Consider the following 25,995-nt stretch of genomic DNA (forward strand, 5'->3'; position numbering starts at 1 on the left):
TGTACGAGATCACCGGACCCTGATAATCGCCCAGCAACATGACGGGCGCAAAAGCTCAAAGGAATTTCTGACATGGCCACCGCTGATAAGTCCGAGAAGGACCGCGTCATCATTTTCGACACCACCTTGCGCGACGGCGAGCAATGCCCCGGCGCCACCATGACCTTCGAGGAGAAGCTCGAGGTCGCCGAGCTGCTGGATGATATGGGCGTCGACGTCATCGAGGCCGGCTTCCCGATCACCTCGGAAGGCGACTTCCAGGCGGTCAGCGAGATCGCCCGCCGCTCCAAGAACTCGGTCATCGCCGGCCTGTCCCGCGCCCACCCGGCCGACATCGACCGCTGCGCCGAAGCCGTGAAGTTCGCCCGCCGCGGCCGCGTCCACACCGTGATCGCGACCTCGCCGCTGCATATGCGGGTGAAGTTGAACAAGACCCCCGAGGAGGTCATCGAGACCTCGGTCGCGATGGTCGCCCGCGCCCGCAACCAGATCGACGACGTCGAATGGTCGGCCGAGGACGGCACCCGCAGCGAGATGGACTATCTGTGCCGGATCGTGGAAGCCGTGATCAAGGCCGGCGCCACCACGGTGAACATCCCCGACACCGTCGGCTACACCGTGCCGGAGGAATACACCCACTTCATGCGGACCTTGATCGAGCGGGTGCCGAACTCCGACAAGGCGATCTTCTCGGTGCATTGCCACAACGACCTCGGCATGGCGGTCGCGAACTCGCTGGCCGGCATCGTCGGCGGCGCGCGGCAGGTCGAGTGCACCGTCAACGGCATCGGCGAGCGCGCCGGCAATGCCGCGCTGGAAGAGATCGTGATGGCGATCAATGTGCGGAACGACAAGTTTCCGTACTGGAACAAGATCGACACCACGCAGCTGACCCGCGCCTCGAAGGTGGTGTCTGCGGCGACCTCGTTCCCGGTGCAGTACAACAAGGCGATCGTCGGCCGTAACGCGTTCGCCCATGAGAGCGGCATCCATCAGGACGGCGTGCTGAAGGACGCCTCGACCTACGAGATCATGCGGCCCGAGATGGTCGGCCTGAAGCAGTCGTCGCTGGTGCTCGGCAAGCATTCCGGCCGCCACGCCTTCGTCCACAAGCTGGAGGAGATGGGCTACAAGCTCGGCGCCAACCAGCTGGAGGATGCCTTTACGCGAATGAAGGCGCTGGCCGATCGCAAGAAGGACATCTACGACGAGGACATCGAGGCGCTGGTCGACCAGGAGATGGCGGCCGCGCACGACCGCATCAAGCTGACCTCGCTGACCGTGATCGCCGGCACCCATGGCCCGCAGCGCGCGACCATGAAGCTCGACGTCGACGGCCAGATCAAGATCGAGGAGGCCGAGGGCAACGGCCCGGTCGACGCCGTCTTCAACTGCATCAAGCGCCTGGTGCCGCACGAGGCCAAGCTGGAGCTCTACCAGGTCCACGCGGTCACCGAAGGCACCGACGCGCAGGCCGAAGTCTCGGTGCGTCTGGCCCATGAGGGCCGCTCGATGACCGCGCGCGCGGCCGATCCGGACACGCTGGTCGCGTCGGCCAAGGCCTATCTCGGCGCGCTGAACAAGATCGTGATGAAGCGCCAGCGCGACGTCCCGGCCACCAAGGTCGCGGGCTGACGGTTCGCTCGATCAAGCATTTTGCAAACGCGGCGCCCCGGCGCCGCGTTTTTGTTTTGAACGCACGGATCCAAACCCGTCATCCTGAGGTGCGAGCTCTTGCGAGCCTCGAAGGATGAATCGGCCCCGCTGCTTCAGCACTTAACAATCGCCTCGCGGAAAGACCCGGGCCGTCGCCCTTCGAGGCTCGCTCCGCTCGCACCTCAGGGTGACGGGGAACAGACTTCGTCGCTGCGCTTCTCGCAATGCTGCGGGTGATCAGCTTGGGATGGAATATGCCCATTTCGATCGTTGTTGGAATCTTATTCCAATAATCCGTTCTATGTCGCGGTGCTTTGGAATCTTCCGCGTCCGTCCCAGCGTTACCCTGCGGCCTTTCCCGGGGACGCCGCCATGTCGCTTGCCTCCATCGTGTCAGATGTTCCGCGTGCCGCCACGCCGGCCGAGACCGCGCTGACGCGCCGCGTCGATCTCACCACGCTCCGCCTGTTCGTCGCCGTCTGCGACGAGCAGAATCTCACCCGCGCGGCGCAGCGCGAGGGGATCGCGGCCTCCGCCGTGTCGAAGCGCATGAACGATTTCGAGTTGGCGTTCGGCGTCACGTTGTTCAAGCGGCTCGCCAAGGGCATGGCACTGACGCCGGCGGGCGAGGCACTGCTGCATCACGCCCGGGTCACGCTGCTCAATGTGGAGAAGATCGCGGTCGAGCTGTCTGAGTACTCGCAAGGCGTGCGCGGCCATGTCCGCATGCTCGCCAACCTGTCGGCGATCGTCCAGCATCTGCCCGAGGATCTCTCGGCGTTTTTCGCAGCGCATGAGTTGCTCCGCGTCGATCTGCAGGAGCGGCCGAGCGGGCAGGTGGTGCGCGGCATTGAGGAGGGCGCGGCCGACATCGGCATCTGCTCGGCCGAGGCGGACAGCCGTGCGCTCGAGGTCTTTCATTACCGCTACGACAATCTGGTGGTGGTGATGCGGGGCGACCATCCGCTGGCGGACCGCGAGAAACTGCTGTTCACCGAGACGCTCGATTACGACCATGTCGGCCTGCACACCGCGAGCTCGATTTACCTGCGCTCGCAATATGCCGCCGCGCAAGCCGGCAAGACGATGCGGCTGCGCATCAACGTGCCCGGCTTCGACGCGGTCTGCCGCATGGTGCAGGCGAATATGGGGCTCGGCCTGATTCCCGATCGCGCCTTCGAGGTGGTCGGCGCCGGCATGGGCCTTCGCGCGATCCCGCTGCGCGACGGCTGGGGACGGCGCGAGCTCAAGATCGTGGTCCGCGATGCCGCGCATCTGTCCGCAACCAGCCGTCTGATGCTCGACTATCTGCGCGCGATCGAAGCGAACCGGGTCAGACAGGCCGGCTGACCTGCAACTGCAGACGCGCCGCGAGATGTCCACAATGTGACCCCGACTGCGGCGATCTGTCACATGGGTGTTGCGATCGCCCCCGTATGTGGAGCCCATTCCAATTTTTAAAAATGGGGGCTCATGTTCAATTCAATCGCCAATTCGCAGGCAACTCCGCAAACCATTCGCCGCGCCATCGTCAGCCGTCTGATCGCGGGCACAGCGCTGTCTTCGGCGCTGTTTGCAGTCCATCCGGCGCTCTCGCAGACCGTTGGCAATCCGCATGAATTGCTCGTCAGCACCGCGGTCTATGCCGGCAAGGCATCGACCGTCACGGTGGGCCAGACGCTGCCGACCGGCGCGAAGGCGGTGGCCGACGGCACCTATCCGGCTGTCTTCAACAACGTCACCGTTGATTCGAACTTCGGTGTGACCGCGCCGGTCGTGATCAAGAAGTATCATCTGGAAGGGCATCGCCTTCGCGAGATCGGCGCGCTGACCGTCCCGGCGGACGTGGCGGTAACGAGCTTCAGCTCGAAGTCGGAATTGTCGCTGCATCTGTCGCCCGACGGCAAGGCCGTGACGTTCATGGGCTACGATGCTGCGGTGAATGAACTGGACGTCTCCAACTCCAATTCTCCCAACCATGTCGATCCCACCAATCCGGATACCGGCGTGCATGCGCGCGTGGTGGCGGAGCTGGATTTCGACGGCTCGCTGCACCGGACCAAGGTCAATGTCTACAGCGGCGATAACGGCCGCGGCGCGATCCGCGCCAACAAGGTCAACGGCACCCAGGCCGACCAGTATTTCACGGTCGGCAATGCCGGCAACGGCAGCGGCATCCAGCCGGTGCTCGTCGTCAACGACACCGGCGTGCAACTCGCAACGCCGGGTGTCGATGGTTCCGACACCGTGGTTGGCGTGCAGCAGGGAACGCCCGGCAGCAAGAACGGCTTCCAGTTCGGTTTCTCGGTCGCCCAGCTCGGCTTTGCCGTCGACAAGTCCGGCAAGGACGACAATTTCCGCGGCATCGCGATCTCCGGCAACACGCTCTACGTGACCAAGGGCAGCGGCAGCAACGGCATCAACACGGTCTATCAGGTCGGCCAGTCCGGCGTTCTGCCGACCCGGACCGCCACCGCGTCGACGACGTTCAGCATCCTTCCGGGCTTCCCGAACAATCCCTCGGCGAATTCGGGCGCGAACGGCTTCTATCCCTTCGGCATCTGGTTCGCCAATGCAACGACGCTCTATGTCGCCCAGGAAGGCGACGGCAATCTGGCCGCCGCCGCCACGTCGCCGACATCAGGCCTGCAGAAATGGATCTATGCCAATGGCAGCTGGAGCCTTGCCTACACCTTGCAGAAGGGCCTGAACCTCGGCACGTCCTATCATGTGAACGGATATCCGACCGATCCGGCAACCGGCGGCCTGCGCAACATCACCGGCCGCGTCAATCGCGACGGCACCGTGACGATTTTCGCGGTGACGTCGACCGTGAGCACTTCGGTCGAGCCCGGCGCCGATCCGAATCGGATCGTTGCGATCACCGACAGGATCGCCGCGACGCAGCTGCCGGCATATGAAGCTTTTGAGGTCGTCGTGCCGCCCGCGTTCGGTTCGGTCTATCGCGGCGTGTCGTTCGCTCCGGTCAACTGCGATGGCGATCACGGCCGGATGAAGGACGATGGTCGCGGCCACGACAACGACCACGACGCGCAGGACGACGTCTGCGGTCCGACCCGGATCGCCGCGGGGCATTGATTGACGATAACGGGCGGAGCCGTGGCCGGTTGCTTGCGGCAAGACTTCGCCCGGATCAAAGCAGGAGCGCGCGCGATCGGCTGATCCCCGATCGCGCCTTCGAGGTGGTCGGCGCGGGCTTGGGCCTTCGCGCAATCCCGCTGCGCGACGGCTGGGGGCGGCGCGAGTTCACGATCGTGGTGCGCGATGCCGCGCATCTGTCCGCAACCAGCCGTCCGATGCTCGATTATCTGCGGGCGGCGGAAGCCGATGGCGCTAAGCCGCTATCAGCAATGCCAGTAAAATCACGAACAGCATGCCCGTCTTGACGACGGCCGTTGCCGCTCCAGCCGTAACGGGGCCGGCTTCGGGCGCGAACATCGACGTTGGCGATTCAGTAAAGCCGCATGGGGAGGGGGACGCCGGCCGGGCCGGCCAGCAGGCCCCAGGTCTCGTCGGCCGCGACCTCGAACTCCCGGCTCTCCGCCGCGCCGCTCGCGACCTTGAGGGTAACCTTGACCTTGCCCGGCAGCAGATCGATCTCCGGGCTATCAGGCGATCTGCCTCCGGTTTGGCCGGCGTGCTCCAAATCGCGTCCCGCGCGAGCCGCCAATTTGATGGTCTGCCCATTGATGCTGATGACGGCGTCTTCGTCCGCGGCGTTGCCAAGCTTCAATTTCACCTGGCCTGGTCGTGGCGGCAGGCCGGCATGAGTGACGAGATTTTCGGCGGCAGGCTTGCGCAGCGACAGGTCGGCGATGGTCCTGTCGTCCTGATGGATAAGCCGCAGCAGCGCCGGTCCATCTGATGTTGCAAACGTCATCACAGCCCGGTCCGGCTCGACAACTGCGTCGCCACTCTCGGTCCAGCCGCGTTTGCTCAGCGCGGCGCGATAGAAGCCGAGCGTATCAGCGAGACCGAGCGGCGTCTCGACGTGAACCGATTCGATGAACGGCGAATTCTTCGCGGTCCTGAGCACCCAGGGTTTGGGCAGCGGCAAGCCCGCGGCGAGATCGCCGCGCTCAGCCGGCGCCAGCGCCGCGGCCCGGGGGACGGCGCAGAGCAGGCGCCTGGCGATGGTATTCCGGGGACAGTGCGCAACGGCCCACATCGTCATGTCGGTGGAGATCGGCCGAGATGTGTCGTGCGAGCCGGGTGGGGGCGTGCTCGTCGTGCTCGACGGCGCGCCGAATATCGGGGTCCCTTGGCTGGTGGTTGTCGTCGACAAGTGGAGGGTACAATTGATCAAGGTTGAAAAACCGGTGTCACAATAGTGACCGCGATCCAGGCTCCGCGCGAGCGCCCCGGTCAGCGCGACGATCGTCGCGACGACAGTCGCGGCGGCCAGGCTGCCGGCAACCAAAACACCTTTCGTTCGACGCTGCATCGCCGGCTCCGATCTCGATGAGGAGCCCTGGCAGCAGATGCTCGTCATGAGCTTAGTGGCTTTGGCCGCCCAAATGTTCATGCCGGTTTGCTGTTTTCTGGAGACAGGGATTGATCCAGATCAAGCCTGAGACGGCCTGCTTGGAATTCTCGCTGGCATTACGCGACCACCTGGTTTGGCGTCATATTTTATCAATGGAGGGGAGAATGCCTGCAGTTGTGCAGTTCGTTTCGCATCCAAAACCCGGTAGTCATCTTGCGGCCGTCTTGCAGCTTGAAGGACGGTGCGGTGCTTTGGCGGAAGCACGGGGCCGACGTTAGCTACTGGTCGGTGATCGGTGGCGAAGTGGGCAACTACGCTTTCGTCGCGCGCTTCGATAGGATCGAGGCTTATGGGCGGAGCCTCGCCTCGCTTGGTGCCGACCCGGCTTTCGCAGAATTTCAAGCCAAGCGGCTGAAGGCCGGGCAATCGGAATGGGTACGATCCAACCTTTCCGTTCAGGTCGATGTCTGACGGAGCGCCTTCTCTCTAGCGTGCGAGACCGCCTTCGGGCGGTCTCTTGCTGTCCGTCGCGATGGACACGCGACACCAGGCGGCCGCGCCGGGTGGGCGCGGCCTGAGCGGCATACTGCATCAGGCTCACTATCCCAATGTCAAATCTTCATGCGGCGCGGGCCTTACGGTTCGCCATTTGCGCGCTAGGTAAGAACCGAGGAATCACCGCAGCGGGCAGGAGCGCGATCATGGCCGAGATCATTTCCGGTATTCGAATCCCCGACAGCAGGATCGCGCGCGAAGCCGCTGAGCTGGTGCGGCAATACGAGACCGAGATGCTGTTCAATCACTCGGTGCGGGTGTTTGTGTTCGGGGCCCTCAAGGGCGTCAGGCAGAATCTGACGTTCGACTCCGAGCTGCTCTATGTCGCCGCGCTGTTTCACGATCTCGGCCTTGTCGATCATTTCCATACCGAGACCAGACGGTTTGAAGTCGACGGTGCCGATGCGGCGCGCAAGTTTCTCAGCGGCCACGGCATCCCTGAGCCGAAGGCGGACCTGGTGTGGGAAGCGGTCGCCCTGCACACCACGCCCGGCATCCCGCAATTCATGCGGCCGGAAATCGCGCTCACCAATGCGGGTGTCCTGGTCGATGCCGTCGGTGTCGGATACGACGACTATACCGCCGAACAGCGCGACGGCGTCCTTGCCGCGTTTCCGCGCGGTGACTTCAAGAACGCGTTCATCGAGGTTCAGACCTGCTCGGCCCTGAAGAAGCCGCAGACCACGTTCGGCACCGTCAATTTCGATTTTGTCGCGGAGCGCGATCCGACATTTCAGCGGCCGAACGCCTGCACCAGGATCCGCAACACGCCGTGGCCGAGCTAAGCGGGGCGGCGGACGTTAGAGCGTTTTCGAGCGAAGTGGACACCGGTTCGCGTGAAGAAAACGCGTCAGAACAAGAATCTAGAGCTTCGGTTCTGATTCAATCAGAACCGAAAATGCTCTAGCCGCCGTCGAGCGCAGCAAGGCGATCGGCTTCCGCGATGTCTTCAACGGTGTTGGCATTGAAGAACGGATCGAGCGGTTCGATCGGCCATTCGACCGTTGCCAGCGGATAGCGCGCGGTCCAGCGGTCGATCCTGCGCACATCTTCCTTGACCAGTGCGTGGCGCAATTCGCTGCGCAAGCGCACGCTCCAGAGGCCGATCACCGGATGCACCTGCCCGCCGGATGACGCGACCGCGAGCTCGGCATTCTCCGCGGCGCGCGCGTGCTCGAGGCGGGCAGCGAGATCGCGCGGCAGAAACGGGCAGTCGCCTGCGGCGCTCAGCACCCATTTCACATCGGGTCGGTTGGCAGCGGTCCAGTCGAGCGCGGCCAGGATGCCGGCGAGGGGGCCGGGGTGGTCGGCGACGTCATCGGCGATGATCGGAAGGCCGAACGCGGCGAAGCGCGCGGGATCGCCATTGGCGTTGATGATCAGCCCGCTGCATTGCGGGGCGAGACGGTCGATCACCCGTTGCAGGATGGTGCGGCCGGCGATCTTGCGCATCGGCTTGTCGCCGCCGCCCATCCGCCGCGCGAGGCCGCCGGCCAGCAATACGCCGGGGATATCAGTCATTGTCGGCCTCGCCCTTGCGCTTGTGCCGCATCGATTCCTCTTCGACGTAATCGAGGTTCTGGTCGTAGACGATCCGCTCCTGACCCGACAGCGCGATGAAGCGCTTGCCGCGGGCGCGCCCGACCAAGGTCAGCCCGACCTGCCGCGCCAGGTCGACGCCCCATGCGGTGAATCCGGAACGCGAGACCAGGATCGGGATGCCCATCCGCACCGTCTTGATCACCATCTCGGAGGTGAGCCGCCCGGTGGTGTAGAGGATCTTGTCGGCGGGATCGACATTGTGGCGATAGATCCAGCCCGCGATCTTGTCGACGGCGTTGTGCCGGCCGACATCCTCGGTGTAGCAGACCGGCGTCGCCTCCTTGCACAGCACGCAGCCGTGGATGGCGCCGGCTTCCAGGTACAGCGATGGCATCGTGTTGATGGTGTGCGTCATCCGGTAGAGCCAGGAGGTCCGCAGCTCGGCCTTCGGCAGCGCGACCTTCTCGACCGCTTCGAGCAGGTCGCCGAACGCGGTGCCCTGGGCGCAGCCCGAGGTCTGCGTGCGCTTCTTCAGCTTGGCCTCGAAATTGGTGTGATGCGCCGTGCGCACCACGACGACTTCGAGATCGTCGTCATATTCGACCTCGGTGACGACGTCGTCGTATTTGAGCATGTTCTGGTTCAGGAGGTAGCCGAGCGCGAGGTATTCGGGATGGTCGTTGATCGTCATCATCGTGACGATCTCCTGTGCGTTGAGATACAGCGTCAGCGGACGCTCCACCGGTACCTTGATCTCGGTCTGCGCGCCGGTCTGATCGATGCCGACCACGCGTTCGGTCAGGCGCGGATCGTCCGGATCAGGAACAATGATGGGTGCGGTGGTTCTCTCGGGCACTGCTAGACGTCCGGATGGGTTCACATGGCAACGCAGCTGGGGATATAAGCACGGTCGGAGACCGACTGGCCACTCTCCGCCGTCTTGCCGGAACCGGTATGGCCGGTCCGGCTTTAGGATAACGCCGCAGTTCGCGATTTGGGTCGAACAAATCTTGTCGATGGCCGAGGACTGAGAGACATCATGGCGCAGCTTTCGGACGATTGCTTCGCATTCGGCGGACCGATGATGTCGGTCGATGAAGCCGTCGCGATCATCGCCGCGCGCGTCAAACCGGTCGGCGAGACGGAAGCCGTCGCGCTGGTCGACGCCGACGGCCGCATCCTGGCCGGCGATGTTGTTGCACCCCTGCCGCTGCCGCCGTTCATGAATTCCGCTGTCGACGGCTACGCGGTGGCAGGCGCGGACCTGCCGGCGAGCGGCGAGCGCGCGTTTCCCGTCGCCGGGCGGGTGCAGGCGGGGGCGCCGGCCGAGCCCGCGCGGCGCGGTCAGGCGGTGCGGATCTTCACCGGCGCGCCGATGCCCGCCGGGACCGACACCGTGTTCATGCAGGAGGATGTGCGGATCGACGATGCGGGCCACGTCATTCTGCCGACCGGTCTGAAGCCTGGCGCCAATGTCCGTCCGGCCGGCGAGGACATTGCGCGCGGGCATGTCGCGCTGGCGTCGGGCCGGCGCCTGCGCCCGCAGGACATCGCGCTCGCGGCGGCGTTCGGGCTCACCACGCTCGATGTGGTGCGGCGGCTGCGTGTCGGCGTGTTCTCCACCGGCGACGAACTGGCGGCGCCGGGGAGCGCGCGTGCCGAGGCGCAATTGTTCGATTCCAACCGCTTCATGCTGATGGCGATGCTGCGCCGGCTCGGTTGCGAGGTCGGCGATCTCGGTATCTTGCGCGACGAGCAGGCCGAGCTCACTGCCGCGCTCAAGCAGGTTGCGCGCGACCACGACCTGATCCTGACCACCGGCGGCGTCTCCACCGGCGAAGAGGATCACGTCAAGGCCGGGATCGAGCAGGCGGGCTCGCTGGTGCTGTGGCGGATGGCGATCAAGCCGGGCCGTCCGGTGGCGATGGGAATCATTGACGGTACGCCGTTGATCGGCTTGCCCGGCAATCCGGTGGCGAGCTTCGTCACTTTTGTCCATGTCGTGCGCCCGACCGTGCTGGCGCTCGCGGGCGCGGTGCCGTCGCCCTTGCTGCCGATGCCGGTTCGGGCCGCCTTTAGCTACAAGAAGAAGAGCGGCCGCCGCGAATATGTCCGCGCCTCGCTGCGCCGGGCGGCGGACGGTTCGCTGGAGGCGACCAAGTTTCCCCGCGAAGGCGCCGGGCTGCTGTCGTCGCTGGTCGAGACCGACGGGCTGATCGAACTCGGCGAATCCATCGTGAGGGTCGAACCGGGCGATGCCGTCGGCTTTCTCGGCTACGCCGATCTGCTGTGACAGCAGCACCGCGGCCGAGATCGGTCCGCACGATAGCAAAACCAGATCGCCCGATAGGCAAACGCTAACAACGGGCGCGGCAACCCGACGCTCCTAGAGGCGTTCTAAATCTGCTTGCCTGTGGCATGCCAGGGAATAGAGTTGTCTGAACAAGCGCAAATCGCGCCAAGAGGAATTTCCAAGGCGAGGTTTCATGAGCGGAGACGACGTTCACAAGGTCCGCGCGTTCGAGCATCCCGGACAAGGCAGGAAGCGGGCGAAAGCCACGCCAAAGGGACGGCAGGTCGACCCCGTGGCCGCGCATGAGATCGAGGCGCTGCTCGCCGATCGGCCGCGGCAGCGCGACCTCTTGATCGAGTACCTGCACCTGATCCAGGACAAGCACCATCAGATCTCGGCGGCGCATCTGGCCGCGCTGGCCGACGAGATGAAGCTGTCGTTCGCCGAAGTGTTCGAGACCGCGACCTTCTATGCGCATTTCGACATCGTGAAGGAGGGCGAGCCCGACATCGCGCCGCTCACCGTGCGGGTCTGCGATTCGCTGACCTGTGCGATGCTCGGCGGCGAGCAGCTGCTGGAGGATCTCCAGAGCCGCGCCGGCCCCGGCATCCGCGTGGTGCGGGCGCCATGCGTCGGCCGCTGCGACACCGCACCGGCTGCCGAGGTCGGCCACAACTTCGTCGACCATGCGACCGTCAGCAATGTGCTCGGCGCTGTGAAGAACGGCGACACCCATGTGCATCTGCCGCCTTACGTCGGCTACGACGCCTATGTCGCCGGCGGCGGATACCAGCTGCTGGCGCGGCTGCGCTCGGGCGCGCTGCCGCGCGAAGACCTGCTGAAGGCGCTCGACGACGCCTCGCTGCGCGGTCTCGGCGGCGCCGGTTTCCCCACGGGACGCAAGTGGCGCGCCGTGCTCGGCGAGCCCGGTCCGCGGCTGATGGCCGTCAACGGCGACGAAGGCGAGCCCGGCACGTTCAAGGATCGCTACTATCTCGAGACCGATCCGCATCGCTTCCTCGAGGGCATGCTGATCGGCGCCCACGTGGTCGAGGCGCCCGAGGTCTACATCTATATCCGCGACGAATATCCGGCCTGCCGCGAAATCCTCGCGCGCGAGATCGCGAAGCTCCCGCCGGGTGGTCCTGTGCTGCATCTGCGGCGCGGCGCCGGCGCCTATATCTGCGGCGAGGAATCCTCGCTGCTGGAATCGATCGAAGGCAAGCGCGGTCTGCCGCGGCACAAGCCGCCCTATCCGTTCCAGGTCGGGCTGTTCGGCCTGCCGACGCTGATCAACAACATCGAGACCTTGTGGTGGGTGCGCGACATCGTCGAGAAGGGCGCCGACTGGTGGAAGAGCCACGGCCGCAACGAACGTCACGGCCTGCGCAGCTTCTCGGTGTCTGGCCGCGTCAAGAGTCCTGGCGTCAAGCTCGCGCCGGCCGGCATCACGCTGCGCCAGCTGATCGACGAGTTCTGCGGCGGCATGGCCGACGGCCATACGCTCCAGGCTTATCTGCCGGGCGGCGCGTCCGGCGGAATCCTGCCGGCCGCGATGGACGACATCCCGCTCGATTTCGGCACGCTGGAGAAATACGGCTGCTTCATCGGCTCCGCCGCCGTCGTCGTGCTTTCGCAGGCCGATGACGTCAGGGATGCGGCGCTCAACCTGATGAAGTTCTTCGAGGACGAGAGCTGCGGGCAATGCACGCCCTGCCGCGCCGGAACCGAGAAGGCGGCGCTGTTGATGCAGCAGCCGGTCTGGAACAAGGACCTGCTCGACCAATTGAGCCAGGCGATGCGCGACGCGTCGATCTGCGGCCTCGGTCAGGCGGCGTCCAATCCGCTGACCTCAGTGATCAAATATTTTCCGGACGGGTTTCGTCCGCAGCAAGCCGCCGAATGAGCGGGCCGGGCAGGGCGAATTTCGACGAGGATTTTGAATGAGCAACACTCAGAACTCCGGCCAGACCATTCAGTTCGAGCTCGACGGCCAGCAGGTCGAGGCGCGGGCCGGCGAAACCATCTGGCAGGTCGCCAAGCGCCAGGGCACCGAGATCCCGCATCTCTGCTATTCGCCGGAGCCGGACTACCGGCCGGACGGCAATTGCCGCGCCTGCATGGTCGAGATCGAAGGCGAGCGCGTGCTGGCGGCGTCCTGCAAGCGGACGCCTTCGGTCGGCATGAAGGTGAAGTCGGCCAGCCAGCGCGCCGTCGCGGCGCAAAAGATGGTGATGGAGTTGCTGGTCGCCGACCAGCCGGCGCGCGAGACCTCGCACGATCCGGATTCGAAATTCTGGCACTGGGCCGAGAAGACCGGCGTCACCGAAAGCCGCTTCCCCGCGACTGAGCGCTGGCACGCCGACACCAGCCATCCGGCGATGCGCGTCAATCTCGACGCCTGCATCCAGTGCGGCCTGTGCGTGCGGGCGTGCCGCGAGGTGCAGGTCAACGACGTGATCGGCATGGCTTATCGCAACCATGACGCCAAGATCGTATTCGACTTCGACGATCCGATGGGCGAATCGACCTGCGTGGCGTGCGGCGAATGCGTGCAGGCGTGCCCGACCGGCGCGCTGATGCCGGCCGTGATGCTCGACGACAAGCAGACCCGCGTCACCTATCCCGACAAGAAGGTGGACTCGCTCTGCCCGTATTGCGGCGTCGGCTGTCAGGTCACCTACCAGGTCAAGGACGAGAAGGTGATCTACGCGGAAGGCCGTGATGGTCCCGCCAATCACAACCGGCTCTGCGTCAAGGGCCGCTTCGGCTTCGACTACATCCATCACCCGAACCGGCTGACCAAGCCGCTGGTGCGGCTGCCGGGTGTCAAGAAGGATGCCAACGACCAGGTCGATCCGGCCAATCCCTACACTCATTTCCGCGAAGCATCGTGGGAAGAGGCGCTCGATCTTGCCGCCGCGGGCCTGAAGAAAATCCGCGACGAGAAGGGCGCCAAGGCACTCGCAGGCTTCGGCTCGGCCAAGGGCTCGAACGAGGAAGCCTATCTGTTCCAGAAGCTGGTCCGCACCGGCTTCGGCTCCAACAATGTCGACCACTGCACGCGGCTGTGTCACGCCTCGTCGGTTGCGGCGCTGTTCGAGGGATTGAGCTCCGGCGCGGTGTCGGCGCCGTTCGCGGCCGCGGCTGACGCCGAGGTGATCTGGGTGATCGGCGCCAATCCGACCGTGAATCATCCGGTCGCGGCGACCTATATCAAGAACGCCGCCAAGCGCGGTGCCAAGCTCTACGTGATGGACCCGCGCCGGCAGACGCTGTCGCGCCATGCCACCCAGCACCTCGCCTTCAAGCCGGGCAGCGACGTCGCGATGCTGAACGCGATGATCCACACCATCATCACCGAAGGCCTGACCGACGAGCAGTATATCGCCGGCTATACCGAAGGCTATGACGACCTCAAGGCGAAGATCCAGGAGTTCACGCCGGAGCGGATGTCGCAGATCTGCGGCATTCCCGCCGAGACACTGCGCGAGGTGGCGCGCGCCTATGCCCGTGCCGAGTCGTCGATCATCTTCTGGGGCATGGGCATCAGCCAGCATGTCCACGGCACCGACAATGCGCGCTGCCTGATCGCGCTCGCGCTGATCACCGGCCAAGTCGGCCGTCCCGGCACCGGGCTGCATCCGCTGCGCGGGCAGAACAACGTGCAGGGCGCGTCCGACGCCGGCCTGATCCCGATGTTCCTGCCGGACTATCAGCCGGTCGGCCGCGACGACATGCGCGGCGCGTTCGAGAAGCTGTGGGGGCAGGAGCTCGACCCGGTGCGCGGACTGACCGTGGTCGAGATCATGAACGCGATCCATGCCGGCGAAATCCACGGCATGTATGTCGAGGGCGAGAACCCCGCGATGTCCGATCCGGACCTGCAGCACGCCCGCCAGGCGCTGGCCAAGCTCGATCATCTCGTGGTGCAGGACCTGTTCGTCACCGAGACCGCGTTCCACGCCGACGTCATCCTGCCGGCCTCGGCGTTCGCCGAAAAATCCGGCTCCTTCACCAACACCGACCGCCGCGTGCAATTGGCGCGCGAGGTGATCAAGCCGCCGGGCGATGCGCGGCAGGATCTCTGGATCATTCAGGAGATCGGCAAGCGGATGGGATTGCCCTGGAATTATGGCGGACCGGGCGAGGTCTTCACCGAGATGGCCCAGCTGATGCCGTCGCTGAAGAACATCACCTGGGACCGCCTGGTCCGCGAGGGCGCGGTGACCTATCCGGTCGACGATCCCGACAAGCCGGGCAACGAGATCATCTTCACCACCGGTTTCCCGACCGAAAGCGGCCGCGGCAAGATCGTGCCGGCCAAGGTGATCCCGCCGGACGAATTGCCCGACGACGAGTACCCGATGGTGCTGTCCACGGGGCGCGTGCTCGAACATTGGCACACCGGTTCGATGACGCGGCGCGCGCAGGTGCTCGACCAGATCGAGCCCGAAGCGGTCGCGTTCATGACGCCGAAGGACATGCGCAAGAAGGGGCTCGCGCCCGGTGACTTCATCCGTCTCGAGACGCGCCGCGGTGCGGTCGAGGTCAAGGTGCGCGCCGACCGCGACGTGCCGGAGAATATGGTGTTCATGCCGTTCTGCTACGCGGAAGCGGCAGCGAACCTCTTGACCAATCCGGCGCTCGATCCGTTCGGCAAGATTCCGGAGTTCAAGTTCTGCGCGGTGCGCGCCGAGAAGATCGACATCCGGACGGCGGCGGAATAGCCGTCGAGATCCCGAGCGGACCATGACGATTGCAGAAGAGGGACGGATCACGCGTTGCTGATCCGCCCGACTTGCCATCAAACGCGCAGAATTGGCGGCGACCGACCATCAATCACATCAGCCCGCGAGACAGCCAGAGATACGCCGTATCATCTCTGAGCCTTTCAATGGCCCGGCCGGCGACGATGCGGTCGATGTCTCCCTGTGTCAGGCCGATATCCATCAGCTCTCGTTCGCTGAGGTCGCGCAAGCTGACGCGCAACCTCGCGCGTTGGCGCCGCTTCTGAAATGCACGCCAACATCGACCGAGCAAGCCCAGGACGCTCCGCGTCGACGCGAGCGGTGGTCCAGCCGCTTGCTTTTCCGAGAAAGCGTCTCTCCGCGCCGCGATCGAGGCATCGGGGCATGCTTCGGTCAAGGGATCGCCGGCGGCGTCCTTGACCAAGACGAGACGGAGCCGAGCGGCGTCGCGCCCGGTCTCGGGTGTGAGGTTCTGTTGAGGTGGCATCGGATGCTCCTGCTGTTGTGCCGGCAGGGAGCTTGGCCAAACAAAAGGCCCCGTCCGATGCCGGCGGGGCCTGGTGAAAGATCACGTCGTCGAACTCCTAGCGCGCGACTCCTTCCACGGCCCAGCGAGAGCGGGTCATGTTTTTGCGGTTCGCGATGCGCACGACGTTGATCATGGCGCGTGGTTACCACGGAGATCGCGCAAAATCAAGCGTGTGCCGGCGCCGTCCGCATCCTGGAGGCGAGCTCTCTGGAGCTGATGCGGCGTCCGCCTCGGCGATGAGATTGTCGACTGGTCCGATGCTTGTCGCATGCAGGACGTTGGTTACGCACTATATCGCGCGCGCTGGCGTGCTAGCTTCACCGCGGTTGAGCAAAGGAATGCGCAATGACCGAGCAAGCCAGCACTGCCGCGGCGTCGACGCCGGCCATCGCCGAGACCGGCACGACGGTGAAGGTCATCATCTCGGGCGGCTTCGCGGCGGTCTACCGCGAGGTGCTGCCGGCATTCGAGCGAAGCACCGGCATCAAGGTCGAAACCGGATCCGGAGCGTCGGAGGGCACCGGTCCGAAAACGATCAGGCACCAGCTTGCGCACGGCATCAAGGCGGATGTGGTGATCCTGTCGCGCGAGGGACTGCGCACGCTGAACGAAGACGGACGGATTCGTGCCGGATCCGACACCGGACTGGCGACGGCGCCGCTGGCCGCCGCGGTTCGGACAGGCGCTCCGAAGCCGGATATCGGCAGCGACGCCGCGCTGAGGCAAGCCTTGATCGACGCAGGCCAGGTGGTGGCGCCGAGCAGCACCAGCGGTCAATTCGTCCGCGACAAGGTCTTCCCGAAGCTGAACCTGCCGGACACGGTGACGCTCACCCTCGAGGCACGTGGAACCGAGGCGGCCGAAGCGCTGCGCGCGGGCGGGGCAAATCTCTCGATCGGGCCGACCAGCGAACTGGTGCAGGAGACCGGCATCGAGGTCGTTGGTCTGCTGCCTCCGGATCTCCAGCTCGTGCAAACCTTCACGGCGGCGGTCGTCAGCGACGCCAGCGCGCCTGAAGCAGCCAGCCGCCTGATCGATTTTCTTTCCTCGGATACCGATCTCATGCGCGCGGCGATCAAGCGGGCGGGCATGGAGCGGCCGCGCGGATGAGCTGCCGCCCGCCAATCGCGCGCGTCGCGGTGAGCCTTACCGCTGCGGGGCTACGTTGAGCGGCGCGCCACCGGTCGAAATCGGACCCGATGGTTTTGGCGTCCGTACCGGCGGCTTTCTGGGCCGCGGGGCGGCCTGCGCGACCGGTGCTTGCGGTTGATCGGCCGCGACCGGTGGCGGCACGGCGGCCGCAGCGGGGCGCTGCAGCGCGTCGACCTTCGACGTCAGGTTCGCCAATTGGTCGACGACGGCCTTCAGCTGCTCCTGCTGGTCTGCCATCGACTTGTTGAGCGCGCCGATGTCATCCTCGAGCTTCTGCTGGGTCGCGAGGAGATCCGGCAACGCCTCCTTGTCGTCTGTGGCCACCTTTTCGGCAGAATTCACGTTGCCGAGGGACGGCACCAGAGGCGCGATCTGGGGCCAGGCGTAGACACCCCCGGCGCCCGCAAGGGCAAGGATGACGAGGATCAACAGGAACCACGGCCAGCGGCGGCGCGCGGCAGGATGCGGGCTTGACGGTACATGGCGCTGCCATGCCTGGTCGGAATCGTGGGTCACCCATGCTTCCTAGTCTGCTTCGGCAACTGTTGCAATCGATGCCGAGTTTGCCCACTTTGACGGCTATGTCCCTTTCGTCCGGAGCCCCATTGGCGCCCACGCATACGTCCCAGCTTCTTGAGGAACTTGTCGCTCAAGCACCGGACGGTCCCGTCGATCTCGAATGGCTCCTCAGCAACCTGGATAAGCGGTCGTTCGGTCTGCTCCTGCTGCTGCTGGGACTGTTGGTGATCATTCCCGGCGTCGCGACGATCGCGACGCTGGCGCTGCTGTTTCCGGCGGTCGAGATGATGCTTGGCCGCAGCGCGCCGTCGTTTCCGCGTTTCGTGTCGAAGCGGCAGTTCGACTTCAAGCGCTTCAAGCGATTCACCGTGCTTGTCCGTCCGATGCTGCAGGCGATCGAGCGCCTCAGCCGGCCGCGCTGGGACGCGCGGCGCGACGTGATCGACCGCCTCGTCGGGTTGGTGGTCTTTCTCCTGGCGTTCTCGGCAGGCTGGCCGCTGCCCCTGGTGAACGTCATTCCGGGCATGGTGGTCGTGCTGATCGCGGTCGCCTACCTGCAGGAGGACGGTCTGCTGCTGGCTATCGCAATGGCGGCTGCGCTGATTTCCCTGCTCGGTCTCGCATGGACGCTCTGGGTCTCGTTCGCCGCCGTGATGAACTGGGCCGGGCTGTGACGTCCCGCCCCGGGGGTCGACATCTCGCGCGGGCATGATCATTATCTCACCCGGACGTCGCGGCAAACAGCGACGCGAATGGGGAGAACACGATGCGAAGCATCACGCTTGCGGCGACCGCCGCGCTCAGTCTGGTTTCTATCTCGGCGGTTGTCGCGGCCGACAAGAAGTACGATCCGGGCGCCAGCGATACCGAAATCAAGATCGGGCAGACCATGCCTTACAGCGGTCCGGCTTCGGCGTATGGCACGCAGGGCAGGGCCGAGGCCGCCTATTGGAAGATGATCAACAGCCAGGGCGGAATCAACGGCCGCAAGATCACGCTGCTGAGCATGGACGACGGCTACAGCCCGCCGAAGACGGTAGAGCAGACGCGCAAGCTTGTGGAGCAGGACGAGATCCTCGCCGATATCGGCTCACTGGGCACGCCGACCAACTCGTCAATTCAAAAATATCTCAACGGCAAGAAGATCCCGCATCTGTTGATCTCCACCGGTGCCTCGAAGTGGAATGACCCGAAGGAGTTTCCCTGGACCACGCCGTTCTATCCGCCCTATGCGCAGGAAGCGAAGATTTATGGAAAGTACATCCTCAAGGAGCTGCCCAACGCGAAGATCGGCGTGATCTATCAGAACGACGACTTCGGCAAGGACTATCTGAGGGGCTTCAAGGAGGCGCTGGGAGACAAGGCCGGTCTCGTCGTCAAGGAGCTCAGCTACGAGGTGACCGATCCGACGATCGATTCCCAGATCGTCAATCTGAAGGCTGCGGGCGCCGACGTGCTGATGACGATCACGACGCCGAAGTTCGGTGCGCAGGCGATCCGCAAGGTTGCCGATCTCGGCTGGAAGCCGACGCACTTCATCGTGTCGGTCGCCAGCTCGATCGGCGGCGTGCTGGAGCCCGCCGGCCTCGAGGCGTCGACCGGCCTGATGACGGCGCTGGCCACCAAGGTGGTGGGCGACCCCGCATGGGACACCGACAAGGGCGTGCAGGACTATCTCGCCTTCATGAAGCAGTGGTATCCCGAGGGCAATCCGATCGATGGCAGCAACCAGATCGGTTATTTGTCGGCGCAGTTCACCGCCATCATCCTGAAGAACTGCGGCGACGTGCTGACGCGCGAGAACCTGCTGAAGCAGGCCACCAACCTGAGCAAGGTCTCGCTGCCGCTGCTGCTGCCCGGCATAACAGTGTCGGTGTCGCCGACGGACTATTCGACCTTCGACACGTTCAAGCTGGCGAAGTTCGACGGCAAGACGTGGAAGTTCTTTGGCGAGAACATCAGCACCGCGTCGCGCTGAGGACGAGCGAGCGGCGGACACGAACATCGTAGAGCTCCATTCCGATTCAATCGGAACGGAGCTCCAGATCTAGCCGGCATCCACTTGGCTGCAAACCGCGCTAGTGCTGACGCTTTGACCGCTTGAGCTCGGCGACTTGAAACTTCCCGGCGGCCTGCAGGCTGCTGCAAAGCCAGTAAGCTCTGTTCCGGTACTCGCCCAGGAACCATTTGGTCTCGACGCAATCCACGTAGGATTTGTAGGTGAGGTTGTCTCGGCACGTCGACGAGAAAGGTCCATGGGTTTGTCCGCCCGCCGACTCGCTACACCCGACCCAAGGGTCCTTGCCGTGCGGGAGGCTGGATTCGCAACCGCCGTTGCAATTGCTGGCGACCTTCTCCAGCTTGGCGATCCTCCCCAACACTGAATCTGGCGTAGGCGACGGCGCTCGCGCGCTCGACGATGACGTTGCAGCGGATGGCGTCCGGCCGGTCGAGGCCCGGTGAGACGCCACTCTGCTTTCCACCTGCGCTGGCCGATTTGGCCTTGCCGCCTGCTTCGGCGCCTCGACCGTGATGGCGGGAAGCGGGGCGGAGGCGCCTGCTGCGGTTTGCGACGCTGCGGGGCCGCACAGCGAGAGCGTTGACACGAAAGCGACGGCGGTGGGCGCGACAAACCTTGACGACAATCTCATGACCTTGTCCTCCCGAGGACGGACATGCCGTCCCAATTGCATTGCCACGCACATTCAACTAGCGGAAATTCCAGAACTTGACCACCAAGGGTCAAGCGAATTTCTGCCGATGACTGCCCTTGACATGGATTGCGCTGGATCGTGCGGACGCGCAAAGCCGCGGCCATGTGGCAAAACATGTCGCGAGAACGTGAAGCTACATCCCCACCACAACTGTCATCGCCCGGCCTGTGCGCAATTGCGCACATGGACCGGGCGATCCAGTGCGCCGCGGCTTCTCGATCATTCACTACTGCCTCTGGAATACTGGATCGCCCGGTCGAGCCGGGCGATGACACCGAGATGAATTATGCAATGACGATGCGTCGTATCGCGCGAGAGCCATCCCCATCGTCGTCCTGGCGAAAGCCAGGACCCATTACCCCAAATGCCGATTGTTGCGCGACGCACCGCGTACTTGGTGCTCGTCGTTGCTGTCCTCGCCACGCTGCCTGTCAGGCACCAGCGTTCGCGCCCGGCGAACTCGCCATTGCCAAACCTCGCATTGACCGCGCCGCCATGGCCGGGCACAGCGTGGAGTGCTGTCATGAGCGGTCGCAAGAGCCGCAGGGAATACCGCCGCATCGGATTTTGCAGTGCAGCAATGGTGCAATTAGCCCCTGCTAAAGGGGCAATGGCAATCGTCGTTGCTTGTCTGTAATGGTGCGACCGGATGTCTCGGGGCCGGTCTTCGTGCTCCGCAATACGCGGGAGGAAACATGCGTAAACTCATTTTGGCTGCGGCGTCGATCGCGGCCTTGACCTTTGTCGGGCAGGCCTCGGCGCAGTCGCCGATCGTCATCAAGTTCAGCCACGTGGTGGCCGCGGATACGCCGAAGGGCAAGGCGGCCGACAAGTTCAAGGAACTCGCCGAGAAGTACAGCGGCGGCAAGGTGAAGGTCGAGGTCTACCCGAACTCGACGCTCTACAAGGACAAGGAAGAGCTCGAGGCGTTGCAACTCGGCGCGGTGCAGATGCTGGCGCCGTCGAACTCGAAGTTCGGCCCGATCGGCATCAAGGAATTCGAAGTCTTCGATCTGCCCTACATCCTCCCCGACCTGAAATCGCTGCGCAAGGTGACCGACGGTCCACTCGGCGCCCAGCTGCTCAAGAAGCTGGATTCCAAGGGCATGACCGGTCTCGCCTACTGGGACAACGGCTTCAAGCAGATGAGCGCGAACAAGAAGCTGGTCGCGCCGGCCGACTACAAGGGACTGAAATTCCGCATCCAGTCGTCGAAGGTGCTGGAGGCCCAGTTCCGCGCGCTCGGTTCGATCCCGCAGGTGATGGCGTTCTCCGACGTCTACCAGGCGCTGCAGACCGGCGTGGTCGACGGCCAGGAGAACACCTGGTCGAACATCTACACCCAGAAAATGCATGAGGTGCAGAAGTACGCCACCGTCACCAATCACGGCTACATCGGCTACGTCGTGGTCGTGAACAAGAAGTTCTGGGACGGCCTGCCGGCCGACATCCGCGACGAGCTCAACAAGGCGATGAAGGAAGCCACCGAGTTCGGCAACAACCAGTCGGCCAAGGAGAACGAGGACGCGCTCGCCGAGATCAAGAAGGCCGGCAAGACCGAGATCATCTCGCTGACGCCGGAGCAGGACGAGGCGATGCGCAAGGCGATGATGCCGGTCTACAAGGACGTGGCGTCGCGGGTCGGCCAGCCGCTGATCGACGAATTCCTGAAGGAAACGGGCCGCAGCCCGATGAATTGAGGCGCGATCCGGAAAAGCGGACTCCGGTTTTCCGATCATGCTCGACAAATCGCGGATCTGAACCGCAAACATAACGAACGCCGCGGCCGCGTGAGGCCGCGGCCTGGGTGCCGTGGCCGGTTGCCGCATCAGGCCATGACAGGGGAGATCAATGCTGCTGAAAATTCTGGACCGGCTCGAGGAAATCATCATCGCGAGCCTGATGGGCGCTGCGACGCTTTTGACCTTCATCACGGTCGTGCACCGCTTCCTGGTCGACGTTCCGGTGCTGTATCCATACCTGTTCGGCATCAACCTCGCCTGGTCGCAGGAACTGTGCATCTACATGTTCATCTGGATGGCGAAGTTCGGCGCCGCCTATGGCGTGCGCACCGGCATCCATGTCGGCGTCGACGTGCTGATCAACCGCCTCAATGACGCCTGGCGCAAGCGCACCATCACCTTCGGCTTGCTCGGCGGCGCGCTGTTCACCGCGATCGTCGGCACCATGGGCGCCAAGTTCGTGTTCGAACTGATGCACACCGACCAGGTCTCGCCGGATCTCGAGATTCCGAGCTGGATCGTCTACGCCTGCATCCCGCTCGGCTCCTATCTGATGTGCTTCCGCTTCCTGCAGGTGTGCTGGAACTACTGGTGGACCGACGAGCTGCCGCACCATGACGCCTCGCATGTCGACGGCGTCGAGACCAGCAAGACCGCGCCCGTCGCGCTCGGAGAAGCGTGATGAGCGCCGCACTTATTTTCGGATTGCTGTTTGCCCTGATGCTGACGGGCATGCCGATCTCGATCTCGCTCGGCCTGACCGTGCTGACCTTCCTGTTCACCATGACCGAGGTGCCGATCGAGAGCGTCGGCCTGAAGCTGTTTTCGGGTCTCGACAATTTCGGCATCATGGCGATCCCGTTCTTCATCCTGGCCGGCACCTTCCTGACCCGCGGCGGCGTCGCGCGGCGGATGATCGCGTTCACGACTTCGCTGGTCGGGCATCTGCCCGGCGGCCTTGGCCTCGCCGGTGTCGCGGCCTGCGCGATGTTCGCGGCGATCTCAGGCTCGAGCGTCGCCACCGTGGTTGCGATCGGCTCGATCATGATGCCGGCGATGGTCGATCACGGCTATCCGAAGCGTTTCGGCGTCGGCGTGATCTCGACCTCGGGCGCGCTCGGCATCCTGGTGCCGCCCTCGATCATCCTGGTGCTGTACGGCGTCTCCACCAACACCTCGATCGGCGCGCTGTTCATGGCCGGCATCGTGCCGGGCATCCTGCTCGCGCTGATGCTGGCCGCGGTGACCTTCTTCGTGGCGCAGCGCAACGGCTATCCGAAGATGCCGCGCGCGACCATCGGCGAACAGTTCAAGGCGTTTCGCGAAAGCATCTGGGGCCTCTCGCTGATCGCGATCGTGCTCGGCGGCATCTATGGCGGCATCTTCACGCCGACCGAAGCCGCCGCGGTCGCCGCGACCTACGCCTTCTTCATCACCGTGTTCGTCTACAAGGAGCTGAAACTCTCCGAGGTGCCGAAGGTGCTGCTGCAGGCGGCGAGCATGAGCTCGATGCTGCTCTACATCATCACCAACGCGGTGCTGTTCTCGTTCCTGATGACGCATGAGCAGATCCCGCAGGAGATGGCGGCCTGGATCATCGACAAGAACTTCTCGGTCTGGATGTTCCTGCTCGTCGTCAACGTCATCCTGCTGCTCGCCGGCAACGTGATGGATCCGTCGTCGATCCTCCTGATCATGGCACCGATCCTGTTTCCGCTGGCGACCAAGCTCGGCGTGCATCCGGTGCATCTCGGCATCCTGATGATCGTCAACACCGAGGTCGGGCTGTGCCATCCGCCTGTCGGCCTCAACCTCTACATCGCGAGCAGTATCGCCAAGATGGGCATCAGCGAGATCACGATCTCGGTCTTGCCCTGGCTGTGCGCGATGCTGGTGTTCCTCGGGTTGATCACCTACGTGCCGGAGATCTCGCTGTGGCTGCCGCGGCTGTTGGGAATGATTTAGCGCATGCAAGAAACGAAAGCGCAGAGCAACGGATCAGAATATTTCTGATCGGCAAAAGAGGGGATTACATCTTGGCAAGAATGGCCTCTCTGTCCAATCCGTAAGTTGAAGGCGTGGGCGGGCGGCATCATCTTCGAGCAACCTTCAAAGGAGGTTTGGATGAAGAAAGTTCTGCTCGCCGGTATCGCGGCGCTCACGATAGCCGGTTCGACCGCGGTCTATGCCCAGCATCGCCCCTGGTTCCATGGCCATATGCGGATGAGCCCCGAGGATCGGGCCGCCTTCCTCGACGCGCGGATTGCGGCGGTGCACGCCGGGCTGAAGCTGACCGCCGACCAGGAAAAGCTGTGGCCGCCGGTCGAAGCCGCAGTGCGCGACTTCGCCAAGATACGCCTCGACCGCGCCAACGCGCGGATGGCCGCGGAGAAGACCGATGCGGACAAGGCCGAGAGGCCGGATGATCCGGTCGCGCGCCTGCGCGAGCGCGCCGACAACATGGCGGCGACCGCGACCTCGCTGAAGAAGATCGCCGATGCCGCCGACCCGCTTTACAAGACGCTCGACGACAACCAGAAGCGTCGGTTGACCATGCTCACCCATATGGAAGGCCGCGGCTTCGGTGCCGAGGGCTGGCGCCGCCACCGCCTCGAGCGCGGCATGGATCGCTGGGAGCGCGGCGGCCGCGACCATCATTTCGACCGCGACGACGGTCCGGATCAGGAGCGCTCCGGCCGGCTCTGAGCGCCGGCCGCCGACGCCCTCGCCAAGCCCATGAAAGGCCGCTGGAATCCGGCGGCCTTTCGGCTGTCAGAAAGTCGGGAAAACTTGCGCCTGCTTGCTGGACATCGGGGAATCGCTTTGCTAAACGACCGCTCTCTTGCGAGGGTCACTTCCGGACAAGTTCCGGGCGCATAGCTCAGTTGGTAGAGCAGCTGACTCTTAATCAGCGGGTCCCAGGTTCGAGCCCTGGTGCGCCCACCAAGCTTTCAAAGCTTAGGTTTAGCCCTCGTAACGGCCATCCGGCCAGCGGTCGCGTCTGTTCGACAACCGCATCGTTTGCTCCGCGCGGCCTTTCCCGATTTCGCTCACATCCTTCCTGCGTGTTCGTCTCGCGCGTGGCGCACTGTCCGCGCGTCCGGTGCCTGGCTCCTGGCGCGCAATTCCGCGACCGCTTTTCTGTCATGCGTCGGAGCCTGCGTGCTCTCATGTCGGATATTTCGTTCGATCGTGGTCCAGCCCGGCTGAAGTTCGTCGCGACAGGTCGATAGCCGCGTTGGCTCGGAGCGGTCTGAGCGGCGCGCGAGGTGCCGCCGGGGCGCGGGGCGCCCTGCGGCAACGGCGGTTGACAGGGGGAGGCGCCCACTTTAATCACCTGACTAATTAATCAATTAATTAAGGTCTGAAACCCTAGGGAAAGAATCCGCCTGATGCTGGCCGGCCATCGATATCCGACGCTGCTTGCCCCGCGGGCGCGGCTTCACCGGGCTGGAAGGCCAGGCGCCTGTCGTCAGATCCTGCATGCAGTCCGCTCGCGCGCGCCGCACTTTGCGCGTCGCGGATCGGCGCGTCCTGCCCGAACCGGGGCGGGCTTCATTCACCCGTACGAAAAATGAGGAGCGAGGCGTAAACGATGGGACGTCGATCTGAGGTACTGATGGCGCAAGCCACCGCCGGCACCGACAACCGGCGCGTGATACAGGTGGTATCGCGCGCATTCGACATCGTGCGTTGCTTCGAAGGTCGAAGCATACGCCTCGGCAATCGCGAAATCGCCGATCGCTGCGGTCTTCCGCGATCGACGGTCTCCCGTCTTACCCTGACCCTCACCCAGATCGGCCAATTGATCTACCTGCCGCAAGAGCAGAAGTATGCGCTCGGCCCTCACGCCGCCGCGCCGGGCGCCCCGTTGTTCGCGCAGAATTCTGACAAGCCGGACTGCGCCGACGAGCGGGAGCGCGAGACGACGCAATCGCCCATGCTGATCAACTCGCGGTACTTCGAAGATCAGCGCGGCCCAATTGCCGTGCCGCTCGCGGTGACGCCACACCGCTGACGCCTCGCCCTGTTCCG

Annotated in this window: 21 protein-coding genes, 1 tRNA gene and 1 pseudogene; 18 read left to right on the forward strand and 5 right to left on the reverse strand. The window is 64.4% G+C overall.

The genetic code is table 11. The annotated features are described in order from the left end of the window. Nucleotides 1-72: 72 nt before the first annotated feature. The 4 genes from BRSPCE3_RS18105 to BRSPCE3_RS18120 all read left to right on the forward strand — a co-directional run bounded on the left by BRSPCE3_RS18105 (nt 73) and on the right by BRSPCE3_RS18120 (nt 5,063). Nucleotides 73-1,635, forward strand: coding sequence for a 2-isopropylmalate synthase (locus BRSPCE3_RS18105; protein ID WP_229195760.1), 1,563 nt, complete (start codon nt 73-75; stop codon nt 1,633-1,635). A gap of 393 nt (nt 1,636-2,028) precedes the next feature. Next, nucleotides 2,029-3,006, forward strand: coding sequence for a LysR family transcriptional regulator (locus BRSPCE3_RS18110; protein ID WP_244067345.1), 978 nt, complete (start codon nt 2,029-2,031; stop codon nt 3,004-3,006). 123 nt (nt 3,007-3,129) lie between these two features. Then, the gene (locus BRSPCE3_RS18115; RefSeq protein WP_244067346.1) at nt 3,130-4,755 is read left to right on the forward strand and encodes a hypothetical protein; all 1,626 of its coding nucleotides are present in this window, start codon (nt 3,130-3,132) and stop codon (nt 4,753-4,755) included. Beyond that, complete coding sequence (locus BRSPCE3_RS18120; RefSeq protein WP_244067347.1) at nt 4,752-5,063, forward strand: hypothetical protein; 312 nt, start codon at nt 4,752-4,754, stop codon at nt 5,061-5,063. Before BRSPCE3_RS18115 ends, BRSPCE3_RS18120 begins: the two co-directional genes overlap by 4 nt. A gap of 65 nt (nt 5,064-5,128) precedes the next feature. Here the strand turns inward: BRSPCE3_RS18120 and BRSPCE3_RS18125 are convergent, their stop codons facing one another. Beyond that, on the reverse strand, nt 5,129-6,121 hold the full coding sequence (locus tag BRSPCE3_RS18125; protein ID WP_244067348.1) for a hypothetical protein: 993 nt from the start codon (nt 6,119-6,121) through the stop codon (nt 5,129-5,131). A 216-nt stretch (nt 6,122-6,337) separates the two neighbouring features. On the opposite strand from BRSPCE3_RS18125, the gene BRSPCE3_RS18130 reads away from it, so the two are divergent. Both BRSPCE3_RS18130 and BRSPCE3_RS18135 read left to right on the forward strand, forming a co-directional pair. Beyond that, entirely contained in the window at nt 6,338-6,634 is a 297-nt protein-coding gene (locus BRSPCE3_RS18130; protein WP_244067349.1) for a hypothetical protein, read from the forward strand. A 230-nt stretch (nt 6,635-6,864) separates the two neighbouring features. Further along, on the forward strand, nt 6,865-7,503 hold the full coding sequence (locus BRSPCE3_RS18135) for an HD domain-containing protein (protein ID WP_244067350.1): 639 nt from the start codon (nt 6,865-6,867) through the stop codon (nt 7,501-7,503). 118 nt (nt 7,504-7,621) lie between these two features. Here the strand turns inward: BRSPCE3_RS18135 and mobA are convergent, their stop codons facing one another. Both mobA and BRSPCE3_RS18145 read right to left on the reverse strand, forming a co-directional pair. Further along, entirely contained in the window at nt 7,622-8,239 is a 618-nt protein-coding gene (gene mobA, locus BRSPCE3_RS18140) for a molybdenum cofactor guanylyltransferase MobA (protein ID WP_244067351.1), read from the reverse strand. After that, nucleotides 8,232-9,116 carry a formate dehydrogenase accessory sulfurtransferase FdhD gene (locus BRSPCE3_RS18145; protein ID WP_244067352.1) on the reverse strand — a complete coding sequence of 295 codons (885 nt, stop codon included), beginning with the start codon at nt 9,114-9,116 and terminating at the stop codon, nt 8,232-8,234. Before BRSPCE3_RS18145 ends, mobA begins: the two co-directional genes overlap by 8 nt. A gap of 183 nt (nt 9,117-9,299) precedes the next feature. On the opposite strand from BRSPCE3_RS18145, the gene glp reads away from it, so the two are divergent. From glp to fdhF, 3 genes are all read left to right on the forward strand, one after another. After that, nucleotides 9,300-10,553: a gephyrin-like molybdotransferase Glp gene (gene glp, locus BRSPCE3_RS18150; RefSeq protein ID WP_244067353.1), complete on the forward strand. Its 1,254-nt coding sequence runs from the start codon at nt 9,300-9,302 to the stop codon at nt 10,551-10,553. A gap of 193 nt (nt 10,554-10,746) precedes the next feature. Further along, nucleotides 10,747-12,459: an NAD(P)H-dependent oxidoreductase subunit E gene (locus BRSPCE3_RS18155; protein ID WP_244067357.1), complete on the forward strand. Its 1,713-nt coding sequence runs from the start codon at nt 10,747-10,749 to the stop codon at nt 12,457-12,459. Nucleotides 12,460-12,496: 37 nt separating this feature from the next. Further along, nucleotides 12,497-15,283 carry a formate dehydrogenase subunit alpha gene (gene fdhF, locus BRSPCE3_RS18160; RefSeq protein WP_244067359.1) on the forward strand — a complete coding sequence of 929 codons (2,787 nt, stop codon included), beginning with the start codon at nt 12,497-12,499 and terminating at the stop codon, nt 15,281-15,283. 112 nt (nt 15,284-15,395) lie between these two features. Here the strand turns inward: fdhF and BRSPCE3_RS18165 are convergent, their stop codons facing one another. Then, nucleotides 15,396-15,791, reverse strand: coding sequence for a DUF1127 domain-containing protein (locus BRSPCE3_RS18165; protein ID WP_244067360.1), 396 nt, complete (start codon nt 15,789-15,791; stop codon nt 15,396-15,398). Nucleotides 15,792-16,178: 387 nt separating this feature from the next. Here BRSPCE3_RS18165 and BRSPCE3_RS18170 point away from each other — a divergent pair, with 387 nt between their 5' ends. After that, nucleotides 16,179-16,943, forward strand: a complete 765-nt coding sequence (locus BRSPCE3_RS18170) for a substrate-binding domain-containing protein (protein ID WP_244067361.1) — start codon at nt 16,179-16,181, stop codon at nt 16,941-16,943. Between the two features lie 36 nt (nt 16,944-16,979). On the opposite strand, the gene BRSPCE3_RS18175 is transcribed toward BRSPCE3_RS18170, so the two are convergent. Continuing rightward, nucleotides 16,980-17,501, reverse strand: coding sequence for a hypothetical protein (locus BRSPCE3_RS18175; protein ID WP_244067362.1), 522 nt, complete (start codon nt 17,499-17,501; stop codon nt 16,980-16,982). Nucleotides 17,502-17,590: 89 nt separating this feature from the next. On the opposite strand from BRSPCE3_RS18175, the gene BRSPCE3_RS18180 reads away from it, so the two are divergent. The 8 genes and pseudogenes from BRSPCE3_RS18180 to BRSPCE3_RS18215 all read left to right on the forward strand — a co-directional run. Continuing rightward, on the forward strand, nt 17,591-18,178 hold the full coding sequence (locus tag BRSPCE3_RS18180; protein ID WP_244067363.1) for an exopolysaccharide biosynthesis protein: 588 nt from the start codon (nt 17,591-17,593) through the stop codon (nt 18,176-18,178). A 92-nt stretch (nt 18,179-18,270) separates the two neighbouring features. After that, the gene (locus BRSPCE3_RS18185; protein ID WP_244067364.1) at nt 18,271-19,482 is read left to right on the forward strand and encodes an ABC transporter substrate-binding protein; all 1,212 of its coding nucleotides are present in this window, start codon (nt 18,271-18,273) and stop codon (nt 19,480-19,482) included. A 1,431-nt stretch (nt 19,483-20,913) separates the two neighbouring features. Next, nucleotides 20,914-21,918: a TRAP transporter substrate-binding protein gene (locus tag BRSPCE3_RS18190; RefSeq protein WP_244067365.1), complete on the forward strand. Its 1,005-nt coding sequence runs from the start codon at nt 20,914-20,916 to the stop codon at nt 21,916-21,918. Between the two features lie 151 nt (nt 21,919-22,069). Further along, nucleotides 22,070-22,642, forward strand: coding sequence for a TRAP transporter small permease (locus tag BRSPCE3_RS18195; RefSeq protein WP_244067366.1), 573 nt, complete (start codon nt 22,070-22,072; stop codon nt 22,640-22,642). After that, nucleotides 22,642-23,925, forward strand: coding sequence for a TRAP transporter large permease (locus BRSPCE3_RS18200; protein ID WP_244067367.1), 1,284 nt, complete (start codon nt 22,642-22,644; stop codon nt 23,923-23,925). Before BRSPCE3_RS18195 ends, BRSPCE3_RS18200 begins: the two co-directional genes overlap by 1 nt. 159 nt (nt 23,926-24,084) lie before the next feature. Then, a complete protein-coding gene (locus tag BRSPCE3_RS18205; RefSeq protein WP_244067369.1) occupies nt 24,085-24,666 on the forward strand; it encodes a Spy/CpxP family protein refolding chaperone in 582 nt (193 codons plus the stop codon). Nucleotides 24,667-24,830: 164 nt separating this feature from the next. Then, a tRNA-Lys gene (locus tag BRSPCE3_RS18210) sits at nt 24,831-24,906 on the forward strand. Between the two features lie 649 nt (nt 24,907-25,555). Then, a pseudogene (locus tag BRSPCE3_RS18215) lies at nt 25,556-25,819 on the forward strand (helix-turn-helix domain-containing protein); the annotation flags it as partial. Nucleotides 25,820-25,995: the final 176 nt, after the last annotated feature.

Origin of the sequence: Bradyrhizobium sp. Ce-3 (assembly GCF_022835695.1) — a bacterium.
GTDB lineage: Bacteria > Pseudomonadota > Alphaproteobacteria > Rhizobiales > Xanthobacteraceae > Bradyrhizobium.